18 protein-coding genes are annotated in these 21,135 nt (G+C 67.3%); 16 read left to right on the top strand and 2 right to left on the bottom strand.

Going from position 1 to position 21,135, the window contains the following annotated elements; genetic code table 11:
• Window positions 1–568, bottom strand: a 568-nt coding sequence (locus AC5RWX_RS17420; protein WP_494097633.1) for a LysM peptidoglycan-binding domain-containing protein, incomplete at its 3' end; no start/stop codon positions are given.
• Window positions 569–788: 220 nt separating this feature from the next.
• On the opposite strand from AC5RWX_RS17420, the gene AC5RWX_RS17415 reads away from it, so the two are divergent.
• The gene (locus tag AC5RWX_RS17415) at window positions 789–1,142 is read left to right on the top strand and encodes an Rv2175c family DNA-binding protein (RefSeq protein WP_493940310.1); all 354 of its coding nucleotides are present in this window, start codon (window positions 789–791) and stop codon (window positions 1,140–1,142) included.
• 73 nt (window positions 1,143–1,215) lie between these two features.
• On the opposite strand, the gene AC5RWX_RS17410 is transcribed toward AC5RWX_RS17415, so the two are convergent.
• A complete protein-coding gene (locus tag AC5RWX_RS17410) occupies window positions 1,216–2,316 on the bottom strand; it encodes a polyprenyl synthetase family protein (RefSeq protein ID WP_493957916.1) in 1,101 nt (366 codons plus the stop codon).
• Window positions 2,317–2,480: 164 nt separating this feature from the next.
• Between AC5RWX_RS17410 and dinB the strand changes: the two genes are divergently transcribed.
• From dinB to ftsZ, 15 genes are all read left to right on the top strand, one after another.
• Window positions 2,481–3,725 carry a DNA polymerase IV gene (gene dinB, locus AC5RWX_RS17405; protein WP_493957915.1) on the top strand — a complete coding sequence of 415 codons (1,245 nt, stop codon included), beginning with the start codon at window positions 2,481–2,483 and terminating at the stop codon, window positions 3,723–3,725.
• A gap of 173 nt (window positions 3,726–3,898) precedes the next feature.
• Window positions 3,899–4,273 (top strand): SCO2097 family morphological protein, encoded by a 375-nt coding sequence (locus AC5RWX_RS17400; RefSeq protein WP_493940313.1) that lies wholly within the window; start codon window positions 3,899–3,901, stop codon window positions 4,271–4,273.
• Between the two features lie 411 nt (window positions 4,274–4,684).
• The gene (gene mraZ / locus AC5RWX_RS17395) at window positions 4,685–5,116 is read left to right on the top strand and encodes a division/cell wall cluster transcriptional repressor MraZ (RefSeq protein ID WP_127514456.1); all 432 of its coding nucleotides are present in this window, start codon (window positions 4,685–4,687) and stop codon (window positions 5,114–5,116) included.
• 210 nt (window positions 5,117–5,326) lie between these two features.
• Window positions 5,327–6,316, top strand: a complete 990-nt coding sequence (gene rsmH, locus AC5RWX_RS17390; protein WP_493957914.1) for a 16S rRNA (cytosine(1402)-N(4))-methyltransferase RsmH — start codon at window positions 5,327–5,329, stop codon at window positions 6,314–6,316.
• Window positions 6,313–7,023, top strand: a complete 711-nt coding sequence (gene ftsL / locus AC5RWX_RS17385; RefSeq protein WP_493957913.1) for a cell division protein FtsL — start codon at window positions 6,313–6,315, stop codon at window positions 7,021–7,023. The genes rsmH and ftsL overlap by 4 nt, the downstream gene beginning before the upstream one ends.
• A gap of 27 nt (window positions 7,024–7,050) precedes the next feature.
• A complete protein-coding gene (locus AC5RWX_RS17380; protein WP_493957912.1) occupies window positions 7,051–8,829 on the top strand; it encodes a peptidoglycan D,D-transpeptidase FtsI family protein in 1,779 nt (592 codons plus the stop codon).
• A complete protein-coding gene (locus AC5RWX_RS17375) occupies window positions 8,826–10,484 on the top strand; it encodes a UDP-N-acetylmuramoyl-L-alanyl-D-glutamate--2,6-diaminopimelate ligase (protein WP_493957911.1) in 1,659 nt (552 codons plus the stop codon). Before AC5RWX_RS17380 ends, AC5RWX_RS17375 begins: the two co-directional genes overlap by 4 nt.
• A 6-nt stretch (window positions 10,485–10,490) precedes the next feature.
• Window positions 10,491–12,014 (top strand): UDP-N-acetylmuramoyl-tripeptide--D-alanyl-D-alanine ligase, encoded by a 1,524-nt coding sequence (locus tag AC5RWX_RS17370; protein WP_493957910.1) that lies wholly within the window; start codon window positions 10,491–10,493, stop codon window positions 12,012–12,014.
• Window positions 12,011–13,123 (top strand): phospho-N-acetylmuramoyl-pentapeptide-transferase, encoded by a 1,113-nt coding sequence (gene mraY, locus AC5RWX_RS17365; RefSeq protein ID WP_493942947.1) that lies wholly within the window; start codon window positions 12,011–12,013, stop codon window positions 13,121–13,123. Before AC5RWX_RS17370 ends, mraY begins: the two co-directional genes overlap by 4 nt.
• Window positions 13,120–14,652 (top strand): UDP-N-acetylmuramoyl-L-alanine--D-glutamate ligase, encoded by a 1,533-nt coding sequence (murD, locus tag AC5RWX_RS17360; RefSeq protein ID WP_493942948.1) that lies wholly within the window; start codon window positions 13,120–13,122, stop codon window positions 14,650–14,652. The genes mraY and murD overlap by 4 nt, the downstream gene beginning before the upstream one ends.
• Window positions 14,652–15,974 carry a putative lipid II flippase FtsW gene (gene ftsW / locus AC5RWX_RS17355; RefSeq protein ID WP_493957909.1) on the top strand — a complete coding sequence of 441 codons (1,323 nt, stop codon included), beginning with the start codon at window positions 14,652–14,654 and terminating at the stop codon, window positions 15,972–15,974. Before murD ends, ftsW begins: the two co-directional genes overlap by 1 nt.
• Window positions 15,975–16,016: 42 nt before the next feature.
• The gene (gene murG, locus AC5RWX_RS17350) at window positions 16,017–17,126 is read left to right on the top strand and encodes an undecaprenyldiphospho-muramoylpentapeptide beta-N-acetylglucosaminyltransferase (RefSeq protein ID WP_493942950.1); all 1,110 of its coding nucleotides are present in this window, start codon (window positions 16,017–16,019) and stop codon (window positions 17,124–17,126) included.
• Window positions 17,123–18,547 carry a UDP-N-acetylmuramate--L-alanine ligase gene (gene murC / locus AC5RWX_RS17345; protein WP_493957908.1) on the top strand — a complete coding sequence of 475 codons (1,425 nt, stop codon included), beginning with the start codon at window positions 17,123–17,125 and terminating at the stop codon, window positions 18,545–18,547. The genes murG and murC overlap by 4 nt, the downstream gene beginning before the upstream one ends.
• A complete protein-coding gene (locus tag AC5RWX_RS17340; protein ID WP_494097632.1) occupies window positions 18,544–19,710 on the top strand; it encodes a cell division protein FtsQ/DivIB in 1,167 nt (388 codons plus the stop codon). The genes murC and AC5RWX_RS17340 overlap by 4 nt, the downstream gene beginning before the upstream one ends.
• 225 nt (window positions 19,711–19,935) lie before the next feature.
• Window positions 19,936–21,126: a cell division protein FtsZ gene (gene ftsZ, locus AC5RWX_RS17335; protein WP_493942953.1), complete on the top strand. Its 1,191-nt coding sequence runs from the start codon at window positions 19,936–19,938 to the stop codon at window positions 21,124–21,126.
• Window positions 21,127–21,135: the final 9 nt, after the last annotated feature.

The raw sequence follows: 21,135 nt of genomic DNA, 5'->3' as shown, positions 1-21,135 counted from the left end.
AGATGACCGAGTTGATCTTGAGGTTGTTGGCCGAGAGGACCGCGCTCAGGCTCATCCCGTGCTTGGCGGCGATGCCGGAGAGCGTATCGCCGGACTTGACCGTGTAGTTACCCGCGCCGGACGAGGTCGCAACAGCCGTGCTGCCGGAGGACTTGGCCGCGCCTCCGAGCTTGATTTTCTGGCCGGGATGAATGATGGTGCTGGCGCTCATGCCGTTCAGCGAGAGCACCTTCTTGGTGGACAGGCCGTAGCGGGCAGCGATGCCGCTGATCGTCTCGCCGGCGCGCACCGTGTGGGCCGACGGAGTGGCCTGTGTCCGCAGCGCAGCCGGCAACTGGGTGGCGACCTGGGAGGCGGGAATGAAGCCGGCGGCCGGAACCGTGACGCCCGGAATCGCTGCCTTCGGCTGCAGCGCGGCGCGGGGCGGGAGTTCAGCCGCTTGCGCGGGCATGGCCAGGGCGGCGGAGGACAGCACGACGGCGGGAATCGCCGCGGTGGCTGCCGCCGACAGTAGCACCCGGCGGGGCTGGCTGCGGTCGTTGCGCGTGATCGGGCGCTGATCGGTCATTGATGTCCCTCATCCTTGTTCTGCGGCTTTGGCGAGCGTCCCCCAACGGGCCGCACAGCGGTACTAGTGTGTCATTTGTTATCAATGTTCAATAAGTGACTCATGTGAATCTACACTATCGGCGCATAACACAACAGCCGCAGTTGGTGAATGAATAATGAAGGCGGCGTGTCGGGCTTTTGAAATGGCTCCAAATGGGTCGTCGTGGCACGCTTATACAGTGAGTGAACTTGAAGAATTGATTGCCGATTGGCTGCCGCTGCCCGACGTCGCCGAGCGACTGGACGTATCGATAAGGGAAGTGCGCAGCTTGCTGGAGGAACGGGCTCTGCTGGCAGCGAAGGTGGGGGAGCGGCAGATCCGCTCGGTGCCGGCTGAATTCCTGGTCGAGTCAGGCGTCCTCGACAGCCTCAAGGGCACGCTGGCGGTCCTCTCCGATGCCGGCTTCAGCGATGAGGAAGCGCTGCGCTGGCTTTTCACCGCCGACGATTCCTTGCCCGGCCGGCCTATTGATGCCCTGCGTGAGGGGCGAAAGACCGAGATCCGCCGCCGCGCCCAAGCACTGGGCTGGTAGCAGCCGGCCGCATTGCCGTGTTTTTGAGTCCGGGGTCTGGCCGCTCTTCGGGCGGGCGGACCCCGCTGCGTCTTTAGGCGCTGCGGCGCACCGCGGAGTCGGCCAGCCGGCCCAGCGCATGGCGGACTTCCTCGGCCACCGGCAGGGCAGAGAGTGCTTCATCGACTGCGGCCGTTCGTTCGGAAATCATCCGCTCTGCAGCTGCCAGGGCGCCGCTGCTGGTGATCAGCCCGCGTAGTTCTTGCACCGTCCGGTCGGTTAGCTCCGGCGAACCCAGCTTGGCTTCCAGCAGGTCGCGTTCGGCCGGGGTGCAATGGTTCAGGGTGTGTGCGATCAGAACCGTGCGCTTTCCTTCCCGCAGGTCGTCGCCGGCGGGCTTGCCGGTGGTGGCGGGGTCGCCGAAGACGCCCAGGACATCGTCCCGGATTTGGAAGGCTTCTCCGAGCGGCAGCGAAAACGCTTCATAGGCGTCGAGCAGTTCGGGGGATGCGCCGGCCAAGGCGCCGCCCACGCTCAGGGGGTGGACGGTGGAGTATTTGGCGGACTTGTAACGCAGGATCTGCAGGGCGCGGTCCACGGCGGCTTCAACCGGACGGCCCGGGCCGGCAGCTTCTTCCAGCAGGTCCAGATACTGGCCGGCCATGACCTCGGCACGCATCCGGTTGAAGATGGCGCGGGCCGGTGTCCCCGCTGCCGACTGCGCCCCGATGCCGGAAAAGACTTCCTCGCTGAGGGACAGGCAGAGATCACCGGCCAGCAGGGCGGCGGCCTGTCCGTAGCGTTCGGCGTCCAGCGACCAGCCATTGCGGCGATGCAACTGTTCAAACCGGCGGTGCACGCTGGGGTTTCCGCGCCGTGTATCGGAGCGGTCGATGATGTCGTCGTGGATCAGCGCCGCTGCCTGGAAGAGTTCCAGCGCGACTCCGGCCTGCACTGCCGGTTCGGCCAGGACCGGCCCTCCGGCCCCGCGCCAGCCCCAGTAGGCCAGCAGCGCACGCAGGCGCTTGCCCCCCGCGGTGAGGTCCGCGATGGCCTCCACCAACGGCGCCGCGTCCGGCGCCGCGTCGAGCAGCAGTTCCTTTTGCCCGGCCAGGAATTGCTGCAACATCCCTGCAACGGCCTGCCGGAAGTCCTCCTGCTCGACAGGACTCGTGGTGGTCAGTGACGGCTCCATGCTTACCTCCGGTCTGCCCGTGTGTGGCGGGATTCCTGTTCGGCCGTACGGCATGGGGCTGAGCTCCTCGCGACGGTTCTGGTCTCTGCAGACCAGTCTAGACAATCGCGCGCGGGCCGCCTGTGCGGCCGTCGCCGCCGCGGCGGCGAGCCTACGATAGTCCTGTGACTTCTCCCGACCAGCAGAACTGCACCATCCTCCACGTGGATATGGATGCCTTTTTTGTGGGCGTGGAACTGCTGGAGCGGCCCGAGCTGGTCGGGCAGCCGGTGATTGTCGGGTCCGCCTCGGGTCGGGCCGTGGTGCTGTCGGCCTCCTACGAGGCCCGTAATTACGGCGTCCGGTCGGCCATGCCGATGGCGCGGGCGCGCATGCTGTGTCCGCAGGCGCACATCATTGAGCCCAGCCATACAAAGTACCAGCAGGCCTCGGCGCGGATTATGGCGATCTTCCGGGAGATCACCCCGCTGGTCGAGCCACTCAGCGTCGATGAGGCGTTCCTTGACGTGGCCGGTGCGCGACGGCGGCTGGGCGAGCCGCTGGAGATCGGGTCGCTGATCCGCCGCAGGATCTCCGGCGAGTTGGGCCTGACCGCGACGGTAGGCATTGCAGCCTCCAAGTTTGTGGCCAAAATCGCTTCCACCCACGCCAAGCCGGACGGGCTGCTGCTTGTACCCGAGGCCGAAACGCTGGCCTTCCTGCATCCACTGCCGGTTGGTGCATTGTGGGGGGTCGGGACCAAGACCGGCGAGGTCCTCGCCCGCCTCGGCATCCGCACCGTGGCCGACGTGGCGCAGACTCCGCAGGCGGCACTCCACCGTGTTCTGGGCGCCACCGGCGACCACGTCCATCGACTCGCCTGGGGCATCGACGATCGGGTGGTGACGCCCGAACGCGTCGAGAAGAGCATCGGCGCCGAGGAGACCTTCGAGAAAGACGTCGACGACGACCAGGTGCTGCACCGTGAACTGTTGCGGCTGGCGTACCGCACGGCGGCAAGGCTGCGGGCCGGCAGCCTGCGGGCCGGCACCATCGCGCTGAAGCTGCGTTATTCCGACTTCACCACCTTGAGCCGATCGCGGAGGCTGCAGGCGCCGTCGAACAGTGCTAAGCAGCTCCAGGCGGCAGCCGCAGCCCTCTTGGCGGATCTTGGCGAGCGTCCGCAGTCAGTCCGACTGATCGGGCTCCGGGCGGAGCAACTGGAGGACGCCGGCCTCGGCGGTCAACAGCTCAGTTTCGACGGGCACGAGGATACCTGGCACAACGCGGAACAGGCGCTGGACGAAGTCAATCGCAAGTTTGGTGCGGCAGGGATCCTGCCTGCTTCACTGCTCCGACCCGGTGTTCGGCGGCCGATACAGCCGGGCCCCGGAGGCGGACGGCAGGGGCTGCCGGAGCCCGGAGAATGAAATCCGTGCGGCGGGTCACAGTTGCGTCACCGCAGCTTTCGATTGGCGGGTTTGAGCTCTATTCTTAGTACAAGGGGTCGAAACGGTTCCGGTAGGTGTCAGGAACTCTTGTCCCGCGGGGTTCGTTGAACGACTGAGTCAGCCCTCGGGGGACTGGAATAAAGGAGGCTCAGATGCCACTCTCAGAGCATGAGCAGCGGCTGCTGGAACAACTCGAGCAACAGCTGCATGCTGAAGACCCGAAGTTTGCCAGCCATATGGAATCGGCCAGCGGCCGGTCATTGTCAACGCGCCACATCGTTGTGGGTTCCCTCGTCGCGATAGCCGGCATCTTGGTCTTGCTCACCGGCATCCTTAGCCAGATCATTGCGGTCGGGGTCCTCGGATTCGTCATTATGGGTGCCGGCGTTTACTGGGCGACCACGCGGCGGGCAGGGGTGGGGTCGCAGCGGTCGAGCGGAAACAAGCAGTCGTCCTCGTCGAAGGGCGGCTTCATGGCCAACCTGGAAGAACGGTGGGACGAACGCCATCACGGCGAAGACCGATAACAGGCAGACTTGTCAGGAACAGCCGCTGAGCTGCTCCACTTTGCTCCACCCGGTCGTCTGAGCGGCCCGGCACGAAGCCAAGGCCCGTTGAACAACGGGTCTTTTCGTGTTTAAGGGGCCCATGTGACGCCAGTTCCCTCCCTTTCACCCCCCCTGCCGCCCACGCCGCGGGTCTTAGCATGCTGCGCAGACCCTCTTGCGCCCCCGGGGTGCCGCAGCCCTCCACTGCCTCTCCACTTCGCTCCACCCCCGAACTTCCTTGCCGTACCGCGGAGAGCGCCGAACATTTCCAGCTACAAAACGGGGTCGAAACAGTTGACTGTGGCGCGATGTGGAGTAAAGTGGAGGACATAAGAGGGTAGTGGTGACGCAGGGGGTCGACGGTCTCCTCTAATCGGCAAGGCGGTGGCGATGTTCCTCGGGACACATTCGCCGCGGTTGGACGAGAAGGGGCGCCTGATACTTCCCGCAAAGTTCCGCGATGAACTTGCCGACGGTCTCGTCCTGACGAGGGGCCAGGAGCGTTGCATCTACGTCTTCAGCCAGAAGGAATTCGAACGGGTCCACGAGGAGATGCGGAAAGCTCCGATCTCTTCCCGTCAGGCCCGTGACTACATTCGAGTCTTTCTGTCCGGAGCCTCTGACGAAGTACCTGACAAGCAGGGCCGAGTCACCATCCCGGCGGCGCTGCGAAGCTATGCAGGACTGGGCAGGGAACTGGCAGTGATCGGCGCGGGTACCCGTGCGGAAATCTGGGACGCCCAGGCTTGGGACAACTACCTTCTGGAGCAGGAAACCGCCTTCTCCGAAACAGACGAAGACGTATTGCCCGGAGTCTTCTGACCCGGTACCACAACACAACACGCGGCACGGAAGTTCTTGGATGAGATCTCCAGCCGCCCGGCAGGTTCAACCTGGCTCACTTCCCCGGAGCCAGGCGGGGCCGGCCAGGCGCGGATGGGGATCTGGTCCAAGGACCTTCGGCCTTAAAGACTCCAGGGCCAGCCAGCCCGCCGGACGAGACAGACAGCAGCAGGAAAGAGGGCATCGAGGATGAACAGCGAGCGGCCGGCCGGTGAGCGCCATGTCCCGGTGCTCCGCGACCGCTGCATCAACCTGCTCGCCCCTGCCATCGAACGCGCCATCGAGGAACGCGGCCGGGCCGTGGTGGTCGACGCCACCCTGGGCATGGGCGGACATTCGGAAGCCATGCTGCAGCGTTTTCCGCAGTTGCATTTGGTCGGCATCGACCGCGACGAACAAGCGCTGGCACTAGCCGGATCACGGCTTCTGCCGTTCGCTGAGCGCACCGACCTGGTCCACGCCGTGTACGACGAGATTGCCGACGCGGTCGAGGACCTGGGCATCGGACAGATAGACGGCGCCCTGTTCGACCTGGGTGTTTCCTCGCTCCAGTTGGACGAACGGGAACGCGGCTTTGCCTACTCCTACGATGCCCCCTTGGACATGCGGATGGATACCAGCAGGGGCATGACAGCCGCCGACGTGGTCAATACCTACACCGAGGCAGACCTGGTGCGCATCATCCGGCGCTGGGGTGAGGAAAAGTTCGCCGGCCGCATCGCCGCGAGCATTGTTGCAGCCCGTGACGCCGCACCGCTGACCACCACGGGTGAGCTGGTGGAAGCCATCCGCAAGGTAGTGCCGGCCGCCGCAGCCAGGACCGGCGGCCACCCGGCCAAACGAACTTTCCAGGCGCTGCGCATCGAAGTCAATGAGGAGTTGGATGTGCTTGAGCGGGCTTTGCCCGCCGCCATCGACGTGCTGGCCCTCGGCGGACGCATTGTGGTGATGTCCTACCACTCGCTCGAGGACAAGATCACGAAATCGGTTTTCGGACGGCTCTCGAAGTCGTCCGCCCCGCGTGGATTCCCCGTTGAACTTGAAGAACACAAACCGCAGTTGAAGACCTTGACCAAGGGCACCGAAGTACCCACGGCAGCAGAAATCGAAGAGAACCCGCGCGCGGCGTCCGCCAAACTGCGGGCGGTAGAACGGATCCGGAACAGGAGCGCACAATGAGTGCCAGTGCCCACGCAGCCCGTCCCGACCAGCAGCAGTACGTGCACGGCAGCGCGGCTCCGGCCGGCCGTCCGGGCGCCTCGCCCAGGCAAGCCCCCCGGCGTACCCCTCTGTCAGTCGTTCCCACCGGTCCGGCCCGCAAGCGCGTGCCGTTCGCACTGTTCTGCTTCACCGTCCTGGTGCTGGCCCTCGGCAGCGTGCTGGTGCTCAACATCTCGGTCTCCAGCGGGCAGTACAAACTGGTGGAGTTGCGCAACGAGCAGGTGTCCCTGGCACAAGCCAACGAAAAACTGACACAGCAACTGGAAAACAACCAGGCTCCGCAGAATCTGGCCGCGAAGGCGGCAGAATTGGGAATGGTGACGTCCCCGTCGGTAGGGTCCATCGACCTGGGAAGCCAGAAAGTTTCCGGAAAACCGAAAGCGGCGGAACCGGGCGCAGCGCCGGAGCTGTTGGTGGCGCAGCCGGAAAACCCCGGCCACCAGCCGGCGGCAAAGCATGAGGCAGCGAAGAAGAGCAGCGACGCGGTAGCCGCAAAGCCGGCTGCCCAGTCCGCGGCCGCGGCCGAGGCGGCGGCCGCGGACAAGGCGGCCCAGCAGGAAACGGCCCAGCAGAAAACGGCAGAGAAGAAGGCGGCACAGAAGGACGAGGGGAAGCAGCTCAACGGCGGCAGCATCCCGGCACCGAAGCAACAGACAGGGCAGTAACTGTCCGGCGACGCAAACGAGGTACCTGTGGCAGCACCGACGGTCCACCACCAGCACCCCGACCGAACGGCGCGGGCCACCCGGCGGCTCCGGGCCGGACTCGCCATCGTGCTGATCCTGCTGGTCATTCTCGGCGCCCGTTTGTTCCAGCTGCAGGGATTGGACACCGCCGGCATGGCGCAGGCTGCCGTGGACAAGCGCCTCCGCACGGTGGACCTGCCGGCTCTGCGCGGTGAGATCCTCGACGCCAACAACAAGGTGCTGGCCCGCAGCGTCCAGCGGTTCGACATCGTGGTGGACCAGCGGCTGGTGGAGGACTACACCAGGTTCGATCCGATCCGCCAGGAATCCGAAGACATCAAGATCGCCGACGCTATCGCGGAACTGGCCGGCATCCTGGGCCAGGACACGAAGACCGTCACCAAAGCTGTCACCGGCGACAAGCCCTTTAACTATGTGGCCAAATCCGTCACCCCGGAGGTGCAGCAAAAGATCGAAGACCTGGCTTTCCCCGGACTGTCGGCCCGCGAAACCACCGTCCGCAACTACCCGGCCGGTGCCGTGGCCGGTTCCGTGGTCGGGTTCATGCGCTCGGACGGCGTGCCGCTCGAAGGCATCGAGGCGTCCCAGAACGACATTCTCTCCGGGACGCCCGGTTCCAGGACCTACGAAATCGGCGCCGACGGCATCCGCATTCCGGTGGGAACCAATGAGGAAGTCCCGGCCGTCGATGGCCGGAGCGTCCGGCTGACCCTCAATACGGATATCCAGTGGTACGCGCAGGAAGTCATCGCGGAGACCGTCAAGGACTACGGGGCCGAATACGGCACCGTCGTCGTGCTCAATGCCAAGACCGGCGATCTGATCGCGCTGGCCGACTCCACCACGGTGGATCCCAACGACCCGGGTGCTACTCCCGCCGGCGACCGGCAGTCGATGGCGGTGACGCGGACCTTCGAGCCTGGCTCAACCACCAAAATGATCACGATGGCAGCCGCGATCGAAGAAGGGATCACCACGCCGGCGTCGCGGTACACGATCCCGCCCAAGTACACGGTCAACGGCCAGACCTTCCAGGACGCCACACCGCACGGTACGCTGACGCGCACCACGGCCGGCATCTTCGCCCAGTCGCTGAACACCGGGACCACCATGATCAGCCAGCAGCTGACCCGGCAGCAGCGGTATGACTACCTGCGGAAGTTCGGCATCGGGCAAAGCTTCGACATCGGCATCCACGGCGCCACCAGCGGCTTGCTGGCACCGCCCGAGACGTGGGACGGCCGGCAGGAGTTCACCGTCATGTTCGGCCAGGGCCTGGCGCAGACCGCGCTGCACACAGCGGTCGCGTACGGCACCATCGCCAACAACGGCGTGCTGATGCAGCCGCGGCTGATCGACGCCTACATCGACCCGGACGGCACGGTGCATGAGGTGCCGGTGGAGAAGGGCAGCCGGGCGGTCTCCAAAAAGACCGCCAACCAAGTGCAGGACATGTTGGAGACCAACCCGAAGTACCACAGCGGCAAGGCCGGTAATATTGAGGACTACCGGATCGGGGTCAAGACCGGAACGGCGGAAGCGCCCTCCGCCAGCGGGGGGTTCAGCGGCTACACCATCTCGATGGCCGGCATCGCCCCGATGGAGGACCCGGAGTTCGTCGTTGTCGCGACCATCCAGCGGCCGCAGGGCGGCGTGCTGACGCTGACCGCCGGACCGACGTTCAAGAAGGTCATGACGCAGGTCCTCAATGCCTACAACGTGCCGCCGTCCACCAGCAAACGGGTCGACCTGCCGCTGGAATGAACCAACCTGGAGAATATGTGAGTTCCACCGCCGACCAGCCCCACCGGTCCGCCTCGCCCCTGCGGCCCCAAACGGTCAGGCCGGTCCGACTGGCGGAGCTGCGCAGCATGCTGCAGCGCCGCGGCCTTCCGGTACCTGAAGGCGGCCCGGCTACCGACGAACTGGCCTTCACCGGCATCACCATCGATTCACGCTCGGTGGAGCAGGGGGACCTTTACATCGGCTTGCCCGGGGCGCGTCGGCACGGCGCCGGCTTCGCCGCGCAGGCGGAGGCGGCCGGTGCCGCCGCCATCTTGACCGACGACGACGGCGCCCGGCTGGCCGCTGGCGATGCCCCGGGACTGCCGGTGCTGCGGTCCGCTGACCTGCGTGCCCTCGTGGGCCCGTTGGCGGCAGCCATCTACCGCAGCCAGCCGGAGGGCGGCGCGGCACCCACGCTGTTCGGGGTGACCGGAACCAACGGCAAGACCACCACCACCTACTTCATCAATTCCCTGCTGGCGGCGCTGGGACTGAGCAGCGGACTGATCGGCACCATCGAGATCAAGGCGGGCTCCGAAGCGATTCCCAGTGCCTTGACCACGCCGGAATCGCCCGAAGTGCACGGGCTGTTGGCGCTGATGCGCGAACGGGAACTGGACGCTGCGGCGATGGAAGTCTCCTCGCACGCCATTTCCTACCGGCGGGTGGATGCTGTTCGGTTCGACGTGGCCGGCTTTACCAACCTCACCCAGGACCATCTGGACCTGCACGGCAGCATGGACGAGTACTTCGACACCAAGGCCCGCCTCTTCGACCCGGAACGGGCCGGCAAGGCGGTGGTCTGCGTTGACGACGACTGGGGCCGCCGGCTCGCGCAGCGGGTGCGCGCCGCCGGAGTCCAGGCGACAACGCTGGCCACGGACGGCGGCAGCGCCGACTGGAGCGTCCGGAAGGTGGTCCGCGAAGGACTGGGGCACCGGTTTGAGCTGCACGGCCCCGACGGCGAGGTGCTGCGGCTGCACACCGGCCTGCCGGGCACCTTCAACATTTCGAACGCCTCGCTGGCCGTGCTGATGGTGCTGGCGTCCGGGACTGATCCGGCGCGGCTGCAGGAGGCGCTGGACAACGCGGACCCGCTGACCGTCGAGGTGCCCGGGCGGATGCAGCTGATCAGTGAGAAGCCGGCCGCCATTGTCGATTTCGCGCACAATCCGGACGCGCTGGAGCGGACGCTGGCCTCGGTCCGGCGTCCCGAACCCGGCGCTCGGGTGATTGTGGTGTTCGGCGCCACCGGAGAGCGCGACCAGACCAAGCGCCCGCTGATGGGGGCCATCGCCGCCCGGCTGGCCGATGTGGTCATCATCAGCGACGACGACCCGCACGGCGAGGACGCGGCGCAGATTCGTGGCGATGTGCTGGCCGGCGCCCGGGCCGCTGCCGACAACGAACAGTTGCCGGCTGAAATCGTCGAGGTTTTCCCGCGCGCAGAGGCCATCGAGCGGGCGGTGGCCATGGCCGCGCCGACGGACACCGTGCTGGTCGCCGGCCGCGGACATGAGGTCTGGCAGGAGGTCAACGGTGAGAACCTGGCCCTCGATGACCGGGTGGAACTGCGTGAGGCGCTGCACCGGCACGGATTCGGACTGCTCTCCCAGAAGGCGGTAGAGTCCTAGATCGTCATGATTGAACTTACTGCAGCCGATATTGCGGCGATAACGGGCGGACAGGTCATTGGGGAGCCGGTCACCGGCACGGGGGAGACCGCCGAGATCACCGTGAGTTCCGCCACCACAGATTCCCGCGAGATCGAGCCCGGCGGGCTGTTCGTGGCCAAGCCGGGCGAGACCGCAGACGGCCACTTCTACGTCGCCACCGCGTTCGAAGCCGGCGCCGTGCTCGCGTTGACTGAACGCGAAGTTTCCGATGCCTCGGGCCGGGTGTTGCCGCAGGTCGTTGTGGCCGATGCCGTGCTGGCCATGGGCGCCATCGCCGCGGCCATCGTCGCCCGGCTGCGTGCCGCCTCCGGGCTCGAGGTCGTGGGCATCACCGGCAGTGCCGGCAAAACCACCACCAAGGACCTGCTGGCCGGCATCCTGGGACTGGTGGCGCCGACCGTGGCGCCGATCGGCTCCTACAATGGCGAGGTGGGTGTACCGCTGACGGTCTTCTCCGCGGATTACGACACCCGCTACCTGGTGGTGGAAATGGGAGCCACCGGTATTGGCCACATCGAGTACTTGGCCGACATGGTGAAGCCGAGCATCGGCGTCGTGCTGGGCGTCGGCACCGCCCACGCCGGGGAATTCGGCGGCGTGGAGAACATCGCCATCGCCAAGGGCGAGCTGGCCGAAGCACTGCCCGCCAGCGGAACCGCCGTGCTCAACGCTGACGATCACCGGGTCAAGGCGATGGCCGCCCGCACTGGCGCCCAGGTGCTCTACTTCAGCTCCGACGACGACTTCAGCCTGCCCGCCGACAGCACCGCACAGCTGCTGAGGGCCCGCGGAGCCCACATCAATGAGGCCGGCCACCCGGAATTCACGCTGCGTTTTCCCGACGGTACCGAGCACCCAGTGACGTCCGGCCTGATCGGCATCCACCACGTGACGAACCTGCTGGCTGCCGCCGGCGCCGCCTGGGCACTGGGCGTGCCCGCGGAAACCATCGCCGCCGGCCTGAGCGGGCGCGGGCCGGCCAGCCGCTGGCGGATGGAACGGACCGAGCGGCCGGACGGCGTGACGGTGATCAACGATGCCTACAACGCCAACCCGGAATCCATGCGGGCAGCGCTGCGCACGCTGGCCGAACTAGGCCGCGGCCGCCGCACCTGGGCCGTGCTCGGCGAGATGCTGGAACTGGGCGAAGACTCCGTTCACGAGCACGACGCGATCGGCCGGATCGTGGTTCGGCTGAACATCTCGCGCCTGATTGTGGTCGGCACTAATGCCAGGGCCATGCACACCGGAGCCGTGATGGAAGGCTCCTGGGGAGACGAATCGATGTGGGTGGCCACCCCCGATGAGGCCTACCGTGTGCTCGAAGAGCAGCTGGAGCCGGGCGATCTGGTGCTGTTTAAGTCCTCCAACGGGGCCGGACTGCGGCATCTGGGCGACCGGGTAGCATTAGCAAACCCCTCGTCGGACGATCCCGCGGCGGCTGCGGTGCCCGGTTCTGAAACTCAACAGGAAGGCCAGGCGCAGTGATAGCCCTGCTGATCGGTTCTGCCCTGGCGCTGGTCCTGGCCCTGCTCGGGACGCCCTTGTTCATCAAGCTGCTGGTGAAAAAGGGCTACGGCCAGTTCATCCGCGACGACGGCCCGACGGCGCACCACACCAAGCGCGGAACGCCCACCATGGGCGGGGTGGTCATTGTGGCCACCGTGGTGGTGGCCTATTTTGCCACCCATCTGGGCATGTGGATGATCAATGGGGGAGCGCACCAGGGTCCGACGGCCTCCGGCGGCGTGCTGCTGCTGTTGATGGCCGGCATGGGCCTGGTGGGTTTTTTGGACGATTTCATCAAGATCTCCAAGCAACGCAGCCTCGGGCTCAGGGCCTGGGCGAAGATCGTGCTGCAGGGCCTGGTCGGCATCCTTTTTGCCGTTCTGGCGCTGAACTTTCCGGACAGCCTGGGCCGCACACCGGCGTCGCTGAACATCTCCTTCACCCGGGACATTCCCTGGCTCGACCTTGCCTTTGGCGGCACGGTCCTCGGTACCATCCTGTTCATCATCTGGTCCAACATCATTGTCACGGCGGCCACCAACGGCGTGAACCTGACCGACGGGCTGGACGGCCTCGCGGCGGGCGCCTCGGTGATGGTCTGCGGCGCCTACATGCTGATGGGCATCTGGCAGTTCAACCAGAGCTGCGGCTCCGTCAAGGTGCCCGGTGAGGCCTGCTACGAAGTACGTGACCCGCTGGACCTGGCGTTGATCGCCGGAGCGCTGGCCGGCGCGCTGATCGGTTTCCTGTGGTGGAACACCTCGCCCGCCAAGATCTTCATGGGCGACACCGGTTCGCTGGCCATCGGCGGCGCCATTGCCGGCTTCGCCATCCTGTCCCGCAGCGAGTTGCTGCTGGTGGTCATGGCCGGGCTGTTCGTCATCATCTCGCTCTCCGTGATCATCCAGGTGGCCTTCTTCAAGCTCAGCGGCGGCAAACGGGTCTTCAAGATGGCCCCGCTGCAGCACCACTTCGAGCTCAAGGGCTGGGCCGAAGTCACCGTCGTGGTGCGCTTCTGGATCATCGCCGGGCTCTGCGTGGCGGCCGCGCTGGGGATCTTCTACGCAGAATGGGTGTTGGGCTCGTGAACCGTCTTGATGCACTGACCTCCTGGGACGCGGACTGGTCCGGACTGCGCGTGGTGGTCGCCGGCATCGGACTGTCGGGTTTCTCCGCTGCGGACACGCTGATCGAACTGGGCGCCGCCGTGGTCGTCGTCGACGGCCGCGACACGGCGGAAAACCGGGCCAAGGCCGACACCTTGAAGATCGTCGGGGCCCGGGAGGTCCTGCTCGGTGCCGAGCACGGCAGCGTCCTGCCCGACGTCGGTGGGGAACCTGCCGAACTGGTGGTCACCTCGCCGGGCTGGAGCCCGCAGACACCGCTGCTGGCCGCCGCCGCGGACGCGGGGATCCCCATTTGGGGCGACGTTGAACTGGCCTGGCGGGTGCGGGAACGCGCCGGGCGGCGCACGGCCGATTGGCTGGCCATTACCGGCACCAATGGCAAGACCACCACAGTGGGAATGGCCGAATCGATGTTGCAGGCGGCCGGGTTGCGCGCCATCGCCGCCGGCAACGTGGGCACTCCCATTTTGGATGCGGTGCGCGATCCGATCGGCTACGACGTGATCGCCGTGGAACTCTCCAGCTTCCAGCTGCACTGGACCCACAGCATGTCACCGCTGGCTTCCGTGGTGCTCAACGTGGCCGAAGACCACGTGGACTGGCACGGGTCCTACGCCGCGTACCTGGCCGACAAGGCCAAGATCTATGAGCGGACCAGGATCGCGTGCGTCTACAACGCCGAGCAGCGCGAAACCGAGGAGATGGTCGAAGCGGCCGACGTCGTCGAAGGCTGCCGGGCGATCGGTTTCACCACCGGCATGCCGGCGGTAAGCATGGTCGGCGTGGTGGAGAACCTCCTGGTCGACCGCGCCTACATCCAGGAGCGCCGCGACTCCGCGGCCGAGTTGGCCAGCCTGGCCGATGTGGGCGACGTGGCGCCGCGGCACCAGGTGGCCAACGCGCTGGCGGCCGCCGCCCTGGTCCTGGCCTACGGCGTGGAACCGGCCGCGGTGCGCGAAGGACTGCGGCGGTTTGATCCGGGATCGCACCGGATCCAAAAGGTCCTGGAACAGGCCGGGGTGCTCTGGGTCAACGACTCCAAAGCCACCAACCCGCACGCTGCTTCGGCCTCGCTCGCGTCCTTTTCTTCGGTGGTGTGGATCGCTGGCGGATTGTCCAAGGGCGTTAACTACGACGAGTTGATCGCGGACCATGCGCGCAGACTGAAAGCCGTTGTGCTGATTGGGACGGACAACTCGTCCCTGTTGGCCTCGTTGCAGCGACACGCGCCGGATGTTCCGGTCATCGCCGTCCCGGCGGAGGAAACTGAAGGCAGGACCCCGACGTCGGGCCGCCTCGCCGGGGAGAGCGTGATGGCGGCAGCGGTGGAAGCTGCAGCCGGCATAGCCGCCGACGGGGACACCGTCCTGATGGCCCCGGCTGCCGCGTCGATGGACCAGTTCACGTCCTACGCGCACCGCGGCAACGCGTTCATGGAAGCCGTCCGCCGGTTCGGGGAAGGGCAGGCACCGTCGACCAAGGAGCAGTAATGGCCAGCAGCGGCACCCGCAGCGGAAGCCGGACGTCCCACCCCGCCGTCGTCCGCGAAACCGGCACCGCCCGGGCAAAGGATGCCCCTGCGGCCAAGCTCCGGCAGCTGCGCGAACGCGGCACCGTCTTGCTGGACCGGATCCAGGGCACGGGAACGCAGTCCAGCGGCGCCAGCTACTACCTGATCCTCGGCTCGGCCCTCGCCCTGACCGCCATCGGCCTGCTGATGGTGCTCTCCTCGTCTGCGGTCGAATCCATCGCCGACGACAACTCGCCGTTCAGCCTGTTCATGCGGCAGGCGATCTTCGCCGGCCTCGGCGTCACCGCGATGCTGATCCTCTCGCGATGGAAGCCGGCCACGTACCGAAGGCTGGCCTGGCCGGGCCTCGCTCTGTCGGTCATTCTGCTGCTGCTGGTTTTCACCCCGCTGGGTGAGTCCGTCGGCGGCAACCGCAACTGGATCACGTTGCCCGGCGGGACGTCCTTGCAGCCCTCGGAAGTCGCCAAGCTGGGCATGTGCCTCTGGATGGCAGCCGTCCTGGCGGCCAAAGAACGGCTGCTGGGCAACTGGAAGCATCTGGTCGTCCCCGTGGTGGTGCCCGGCGCCATTCTGATTGTCGGACCGGTGCTGGCCGGCAACGACTTGGGCACCGCGATGATCTTGATGCTGATCATTGCCGGCGGACTGTTCTTCGCCGGAGCGCCGTTGAAGCTCTTTGGCATCGCCGGTCTGGGCGCTACGGCGCTGGTGCTGCTGCTGGTCGTAGTCAGCCCCAACCGGATGGGCCGCATCCTGATGTGGACCGACCAGGGATGTGAAACTACCACCGGGCTCAACATGCAGTCCTGCAACGGGCTCTTCGCGCTGGCCTCCGGGGGCTGGTGGGGTGTGGGCCTGGGCCAAAGCCGACAGAAGTACAACTGGATTCCGGAAGCCCACAACGACTACATCTTTGCCATTATCGGCGAAGAACTGGGGCTGCTCGGCACCATGGTCATCCTGGCCCTGTTCGGCGTCCTGGCCATCGCGCTGGTGCGCACGGTGATGCGCCAGGAGTCCCTGTTCGTTCGGATCTTCGCCGGATCCATCATGGTCTGGATCATCGGCCAGGCCTTCGTGAACATCGCGGTGGTCACCGGCCTGCTGCCGGTGATCGGCGTGCCGCTGCCGTTCATCTCCTACGGCGGATCCGCGCTGACCGTGACGCTGGCAGCCGTCGGTGTACTCTTGTCCTTTGCCCGGACCGGGGCACCCGGCCGGAAGAAGCCGGGAGGACTGATCAGCCGGCTGCGGCAGGCAACGTCCGCCAGCACCCGCTGAACCACCCACCACAAGCCGAGCAGAAGGTAACCCAGCTACACCATGAACACTTCCGATCCCTCTGTGGTCCTGGCCGGCGGCGGCACCGCTGGGCATGTCAGCCCGCTGCTGGCCATCGCCGCGGCCGTGGTCGAAGCGGCCCCCGCGGCCCGCATCCTCGCCGTCGGCACCGCCGCCGGCATGGAGACCCGGCTGGTGCCCGCGGCCGGCTACCAACTGGCCACCATCGGGCGCGTGCCGCTGCCGCGCCGGCCCTCACTCGACCTGCTGAAGCTGCCGTTCAAGTTTGCCGCGGCGGTGCGCCAGGCCACCGGCATTATCGACGGCGCGAAGGCCGACGTCGTGGTGGGCGTGGGCGGGTATGTCAGCACGCCGATGTACATCGCGGCCAAGCTGCGCCGGGTGCCGATCGTGATCCACGAAGCCAACGCCAGGCCCGGCCTGGCCAACCGGGTGGGGGCCCGGCTGGCCGAGCGGGTGGCGGTGGCGTTCAAGGACACCCAGCTGCCCGGAGCGCGCTGGGTCGGGATGCCGATGCGCCGGGAAATTGCCACCTTGGACCGGCAGGCGTCCCGCAGCGCCGCCCGCCGGAGGCTGGGGCTGGCGCCGGAGGAGCCGACGCTGATCGTCACCGGCGGTTCATCGGGTGCACTCAGCATCAACCGGACCATCGCCGCCGCGCTGCCGGACCTCGCCGCAGCCGGAATCCAGGTGCTGCACATCACCGGCCGGAACAAGGCGCTGCGGGATGCCGAGGGGCTGCTGCTCACCTCTCCCGGCTACCACCAGGTGGAGTATGTGGACGGCATGCAGGATGTCTACGCCGCGGCCGACCTGCTGTTGGCCCGCGCCGGTGCGGCCACGGTGTGCGAAGTTGCCGCCGTCGGCTTGCCGTCGGTGCTGGTGCCGCTGCCGCACGGGAACGGCGAACAGGCGCTGAATGCTGCCTCCCTGGTGGAGGCAGGCGGCGCGGTGCTGGTCCGGGACGGGGACTTCAACGCGCGCTGGGTCACGGACCAGCTGGTGCCGCTGTTGAAGAATCCGGCACGGCTGGAGCAGATGTCGGAAGCGGCGCACGCTCTGGGGATCAGAGACGCGGACGCGCGAATGGCACAATTAGTGCTCGAGGCAATGGGGGAGGAGCACCGATGAAAGCCACTGATTTCCACACCACGGCCCGGCTGCCGTTCGGCGAGCTCGGCGCGGTGCACTTCATCGGACTCGGCGGCGCCGGGATGTCGGCCATCGCCCGGATCCTGCTGGCCCGCGGCGTGCCGGTGTCCGGTTCGGATGCGCGCGACTCGGCCGTGCTGCGGCAACTGGAGGCGCTCGGCGCGACGGTCTTCGTGGGCCATGAGGCAGGTCATGTTGGCCACGCGGACACGGTGGTGGTCTCCACCGCCATACGGCCGGAGAACCCCGAACTGCAGGCTGCGGTTGCCGCGAACCTGAACATTGTGCACCGTTCGGTGGCGCTCTCCGCCGCCATGGAGGGAAAGCGGCTGATCGCCGTCGGCGGCACCCACGGCAAGACCACCACCACGGCCATGGCCACGGTGATGCTGCAGGCCGCCGGTCGCGAGCCGTCCTTCGCCATCGGCGGCGATGTGGCGGCGCTCGGCGTCAACGCCGCGCACGGGGACGGCGACCTGTTTGTCGCCGAAGCGGACGAATCCGACGCCTCCTTCCTCAACTACCGGCCGCAGGTCATCGTCGTGACCAATGTGGAGGCCGACCACCTGGACCACTACGGGTCCGCCGAAGCCGTCTACGCCTCGTTCGACCAGTTCGCGGCCCTGCTTCCCAGCGACGGCACGCTGGTGGTCTGCCTTGACGACGACGGCGCCCGCGCCTTGGCTGAGCGGGTGGCAGCGTCCGGCGCCGCCTGCCGGGTGCTTGGCTACGGCTACGCGGCGGACGCCGAACTGCGCATCGCTGAGAGCGAGTTCGCCGGTTCCGGCAGCGCCAGCCGGATCGACTACCCTGGCGGCAGCTGCACACTGCGGCTCCAAGTACCCGGCGAGCACAACATCCGCAACGCGGCGGCGGCCGTCGCGGTGGCCATCACGCAGGGCATCGATCCCGCCGCCGCCGCCGAGGGACTGGCCGGGTTCACCGGGGCAGCCCGGCGATTCGAAGCCAAGGGCGCAGCAGCCGGGGTCCGCGTGTTCGATGACTACGCCCACCATCCCACCGAGGTCCACGCCGCCCTGACCGCCGCGCGGAAAGTTGCCGCGGGACATGCGGTGCATGTGCTCTTCCAGCCTCATCTGTTCTCGCGTACCCGGGAGTTCGCCGCGGAATTTGCCCAGGCGCTGCAGTTGGCCGATTCGGCCGCCATCCTGGATATCTATCCCGCGCGCGAGGATCCCATCCCGGGCGTCACCAGCGAACTGATCACCAACCGGTTGCCTTCCGGCAGCTATGCACCAGACCCGGACCGCGCCGTCGCTGACATCGTCGCCCGCTCACAGCCCGGCGACATCGTGTTAACCGTCGGAGCCGGCGACGTGACCCAATACGGCCCCGTCCTGGTCGAGGCCCTGGAGCAGGCCTCCACGGCGGTGCAATGAGTCCGCGCAAGCCACGCACTCCGGCCCGTCCCGCTGCCCCGGCCGGACGGCCGGACGACGCGGCGCCGGCACCGGAAGCCGCCCGGCGGCCGCCCAGGCCCGAAAGCACGACGGCGGACGGCCCGGGGACGGGGGTACGGATCACCTCCGGAAGAGTGACGGCACTGCCGGCGCCGGGATCCGGCACCGCCGCCAGGTCCGGCACCGCCGCAAAATCCGGCGCCGCTGCCACCGGGACCGGGGCGGCACCGCGGCGGACCGGGGCCACCAGGTCCGCTGCCGGCACCCACCCGCCCGAACACGGCACCGGTGCACCCGCAGCTGGCGCAGGAAGCTCCGCAGCCGCATCCACGCCCCAGCGCGGCGCGCCGGCGGGCTGGTTGGGGCGTTGGCGCGGCCCGCGGCCCGGTCCGCCGCGCCCGTCAGGCGGCGGGGGAGCCGATGCCACGGTAGTCAGTTTCCCCGAACCGGCCCGACGCAAGACCCGGCGCCGGCTGCTGATCGCGGCGGGCATCGTCGTCGTGCTCCTTGCCGTGCTGATGTCGGTCATCTTCCTGTCGCCGGCACTGGCGGTGAAGACCGTCACCGTGGAGGGGGCCAAACTCACGGATTCCGCGAAACTGAGTGAGGCGTTGGAGCCGTTGAAGGGAATTCCCCTGGCGCGTGTTGGCGAACGGGAAGTGGCTGCCCACGTGGACCACTTCCCGGCGGTCGAGTCGGTGGAAGTCGTGGCCAAGCCGCCCTCGGAACTGCACGTGAGGATCATCGAGCACACACCCGTTGCCGTGCTGAAGGACGGCAAGAAGTTCGTGCTAATCGACGAATCGGGGAAGGCGCTGGCCTCGGTCCGCAAGCGCAGCGAGGCGAAACTGCCGTTGATCGACGGCGCGAAGGCGGCCGAGGATCCCGACGTCTTCGCCTCGATCACCGGCGTGCTCGGCGCGCTCCAGCCGGCCGTGCTGAAACAGCTCGACCATGCCTCGGCCCGGTCGGTGGACTCGGTGGAACTCCAGCTGGTCAACGGCCAAAAGGTGCTGTGGGGAAACGCGGGACAGCAGGAGCTCAAAGCCACCGTGCTGGAGGCGCTGTTGCAGGCCAAGGGCGTGAAGGGCAAGGCAAGCGTCATCGATGTGAGCACCCCCACGCGGCCGGTGACCCGTTGAGACCCGGCGCGGCCGCCAGCAAAACGCAACCGCCGCCGATCGCGCGACACGCGGAGCCGGGTCATTGTGCCGGCCCGGCCTTCCGTCTAGCGTCTCGGATAGGAACTACTTGACATAACTCTAACCTTCAAGTTGAGGGTTAATGTTTAGGTGAAACTACCGGACCGGGGACCCGCCCGCTTCGGCAGAACTGATCAGTGCAGACTCGAGCAAGGGACACAGGACGTGGCAGCACCGCAGAATTACTTGGCCGTCATCAAAGTCGTCGGCATCGGCGGCGGTGGCGTGAATGCCGTCAACCGGATGATCGAGGTGGGGCTCCGCGGCGTGGAGTTCATCGCCATCAACACCGATGCTCAGGCACTGTTGATGAGCGACGCCGACGTGAAGCTCGACGTCGGCCGTGAGCTCACCCGCGGACTCGGCGCCGGAGCCGACCCGGAGGTGGGCCGCAAGGCCGCCGAAGATCATGCCGAAGAGATCGAGGAAGTCCTGCGCGGGGCGGACATGGTCTTCGTGACGGCCGGCGAAGGCGGCGGTACCGGTACCGGCGGCGCGCCCGTGGTGGCCCGGATTGCCCGTTCGCTCGGCGCGCTGACCATCGGCGTCGTCACCCGGCCGTTCACGTTCGAGGGCCGCCGCCGGTCGAACCAGGCCGAAACCGGCATCGAAACGCTGCGCGACGAAGTCGACACCCTGATCGTGATCCCGAACGACCGCCTGCTGTCCATCAGCGACCGCAACGTCTCCATGCTCGATGCCTTCCGGTCCGCCGACCAGGTGCTGCTCTCCGGCGTCCAGGGCATCACCGACCTGATCACTACGCCCGGCCTGATCAACCTCGACTTCGCTGACGTCAAGTCCGTGATGCAGGGAGCCGGTTCGGCACTGATGGGCATCGGCTCCGCCCGCGGCGAGGACCGCGCGGTCAAGGCCGCCGAGCTGGCCATCGCGTCCCCGCTGCTGGAAGCTTCCATCGACGGCGCGCACGGCGTGCTGCTCTCGATCCAGGGCGGATCCGATCTCGGCCTGTTCGAAATCAACGAGGCCGCGCGGCTGGTGCAGGAAGTCGCCCACCCCGAAGCGAACATCATCTTCGGCGCCGTCATCGACGATGCGCTGGGCGACGAAGCCCGGGTCACCGTCATCGCCGCCGGCTTCGACCAAGTGGATGTCACGTCGGCTGCCCCGAGCCAGAAGCCTGCCGTGGCGCCGGCCGGTGCCCCCGCGGTGCCTGCGGCGCAGCCCTCCGTTCCGGTTTCCCAACCGGTGGAGCATGGCTTCGGCGGCATGGTCTCGCAGTCCGCGCACGTTCCCGTCGACGCCGGCTTCGACATGGACCTTCCGGCCATCGTGGAGCCGGACCTGAGCGCGGGCCGGATCGATGACCTGGATGTCCCGGATTTCCTGAAGTAACAAGAAGGG

It is taken from the genome of Arthrobacter sp. SPT-J7 (genome assembly GCF_059089965.1).
The sequence above is the reverse complement of the archived record's forward strand: the minus strand, read 5'-3'. Positions and strand labels throughout refer to the sequence as shown.

Bases quoted from the DNA above. Each gene is read 5' to 3' on its own strand.
- AC5RWX_RS17410 (WP_493957916.1), bottom strand. From the start codon at position 2,316: ATGGAGCCGTCACTGACCACCACGAGTCCTGTCGAGCAGGAGGACTTC.
- AC5RWX_RS17400 (WP_493940313.1), top strand. From the start codon at position 3,899: ATGCCACTCTCAGAGCATGAGCAGCGGCTGCTGGAACAACTCGAGCAA.
- mraZ (WP_127514456.1), top strand. From the start codon at position 4,685: ATGTTCCTCGGGACACATTCGCCGCGGTTGGACGAGAAGGGGCGCCTG.
- rsmH (WP_493957914.1), top strand. From the start codon at position 5,327: ATGAACAGCGAGCGGCCGGCCGGTGAGCGCCATGTCCCGGTGCTCCGC.
- ftsL (WP_493957913.1), top strand. From the start codon at position 6,313: ATGAGTGCCAGTGCCCACGCAGCCCGTCCCGACCAGCAGCAGTACGTG.
- AC5RWX_RS17375 (WP_493957911.1), top strand. From the start codon at position 8,826: ATGAACCAACCTGGAGAATATGTGAGTTCCACCGCCGACCAGCCCCAC.
- AC5RWX_RS17370 (WP_493957910.1), top strand. From the start codon at position 10,491: ATGATTGAACTTACTGCAGCCGATATTGCGGCGATAACGGGCGGACAG.
- ftsW (WP_493957909.1), top strand. From the start codon at position 14,652: ATGGCCAGCAGCGGCACCCGCAGCGGAAGCCGGACGTCCCACCCCGCC.
- murG (WP_493942950.1), top strand. From the start codon at position 16,017: ATGAACACTTCCGATCCCTCTGTGGTCCTGGCCGGCGGCGGCACCGCT.
- murC (WP_493957908.1), top strand. From the start codon at position 17,123: ATGAAAGCCACTGATTTCCACACCACGGCCCGGCTGCCGTTCGGCGAG.
- AC5RWX_RS17340 (WP_494097632.1), top strand. From the start codon at position 18,544: ATGAGTCCGCGCAAGCCACGCACTCCGGCCCGTCCCGCTGCCCCGGCC.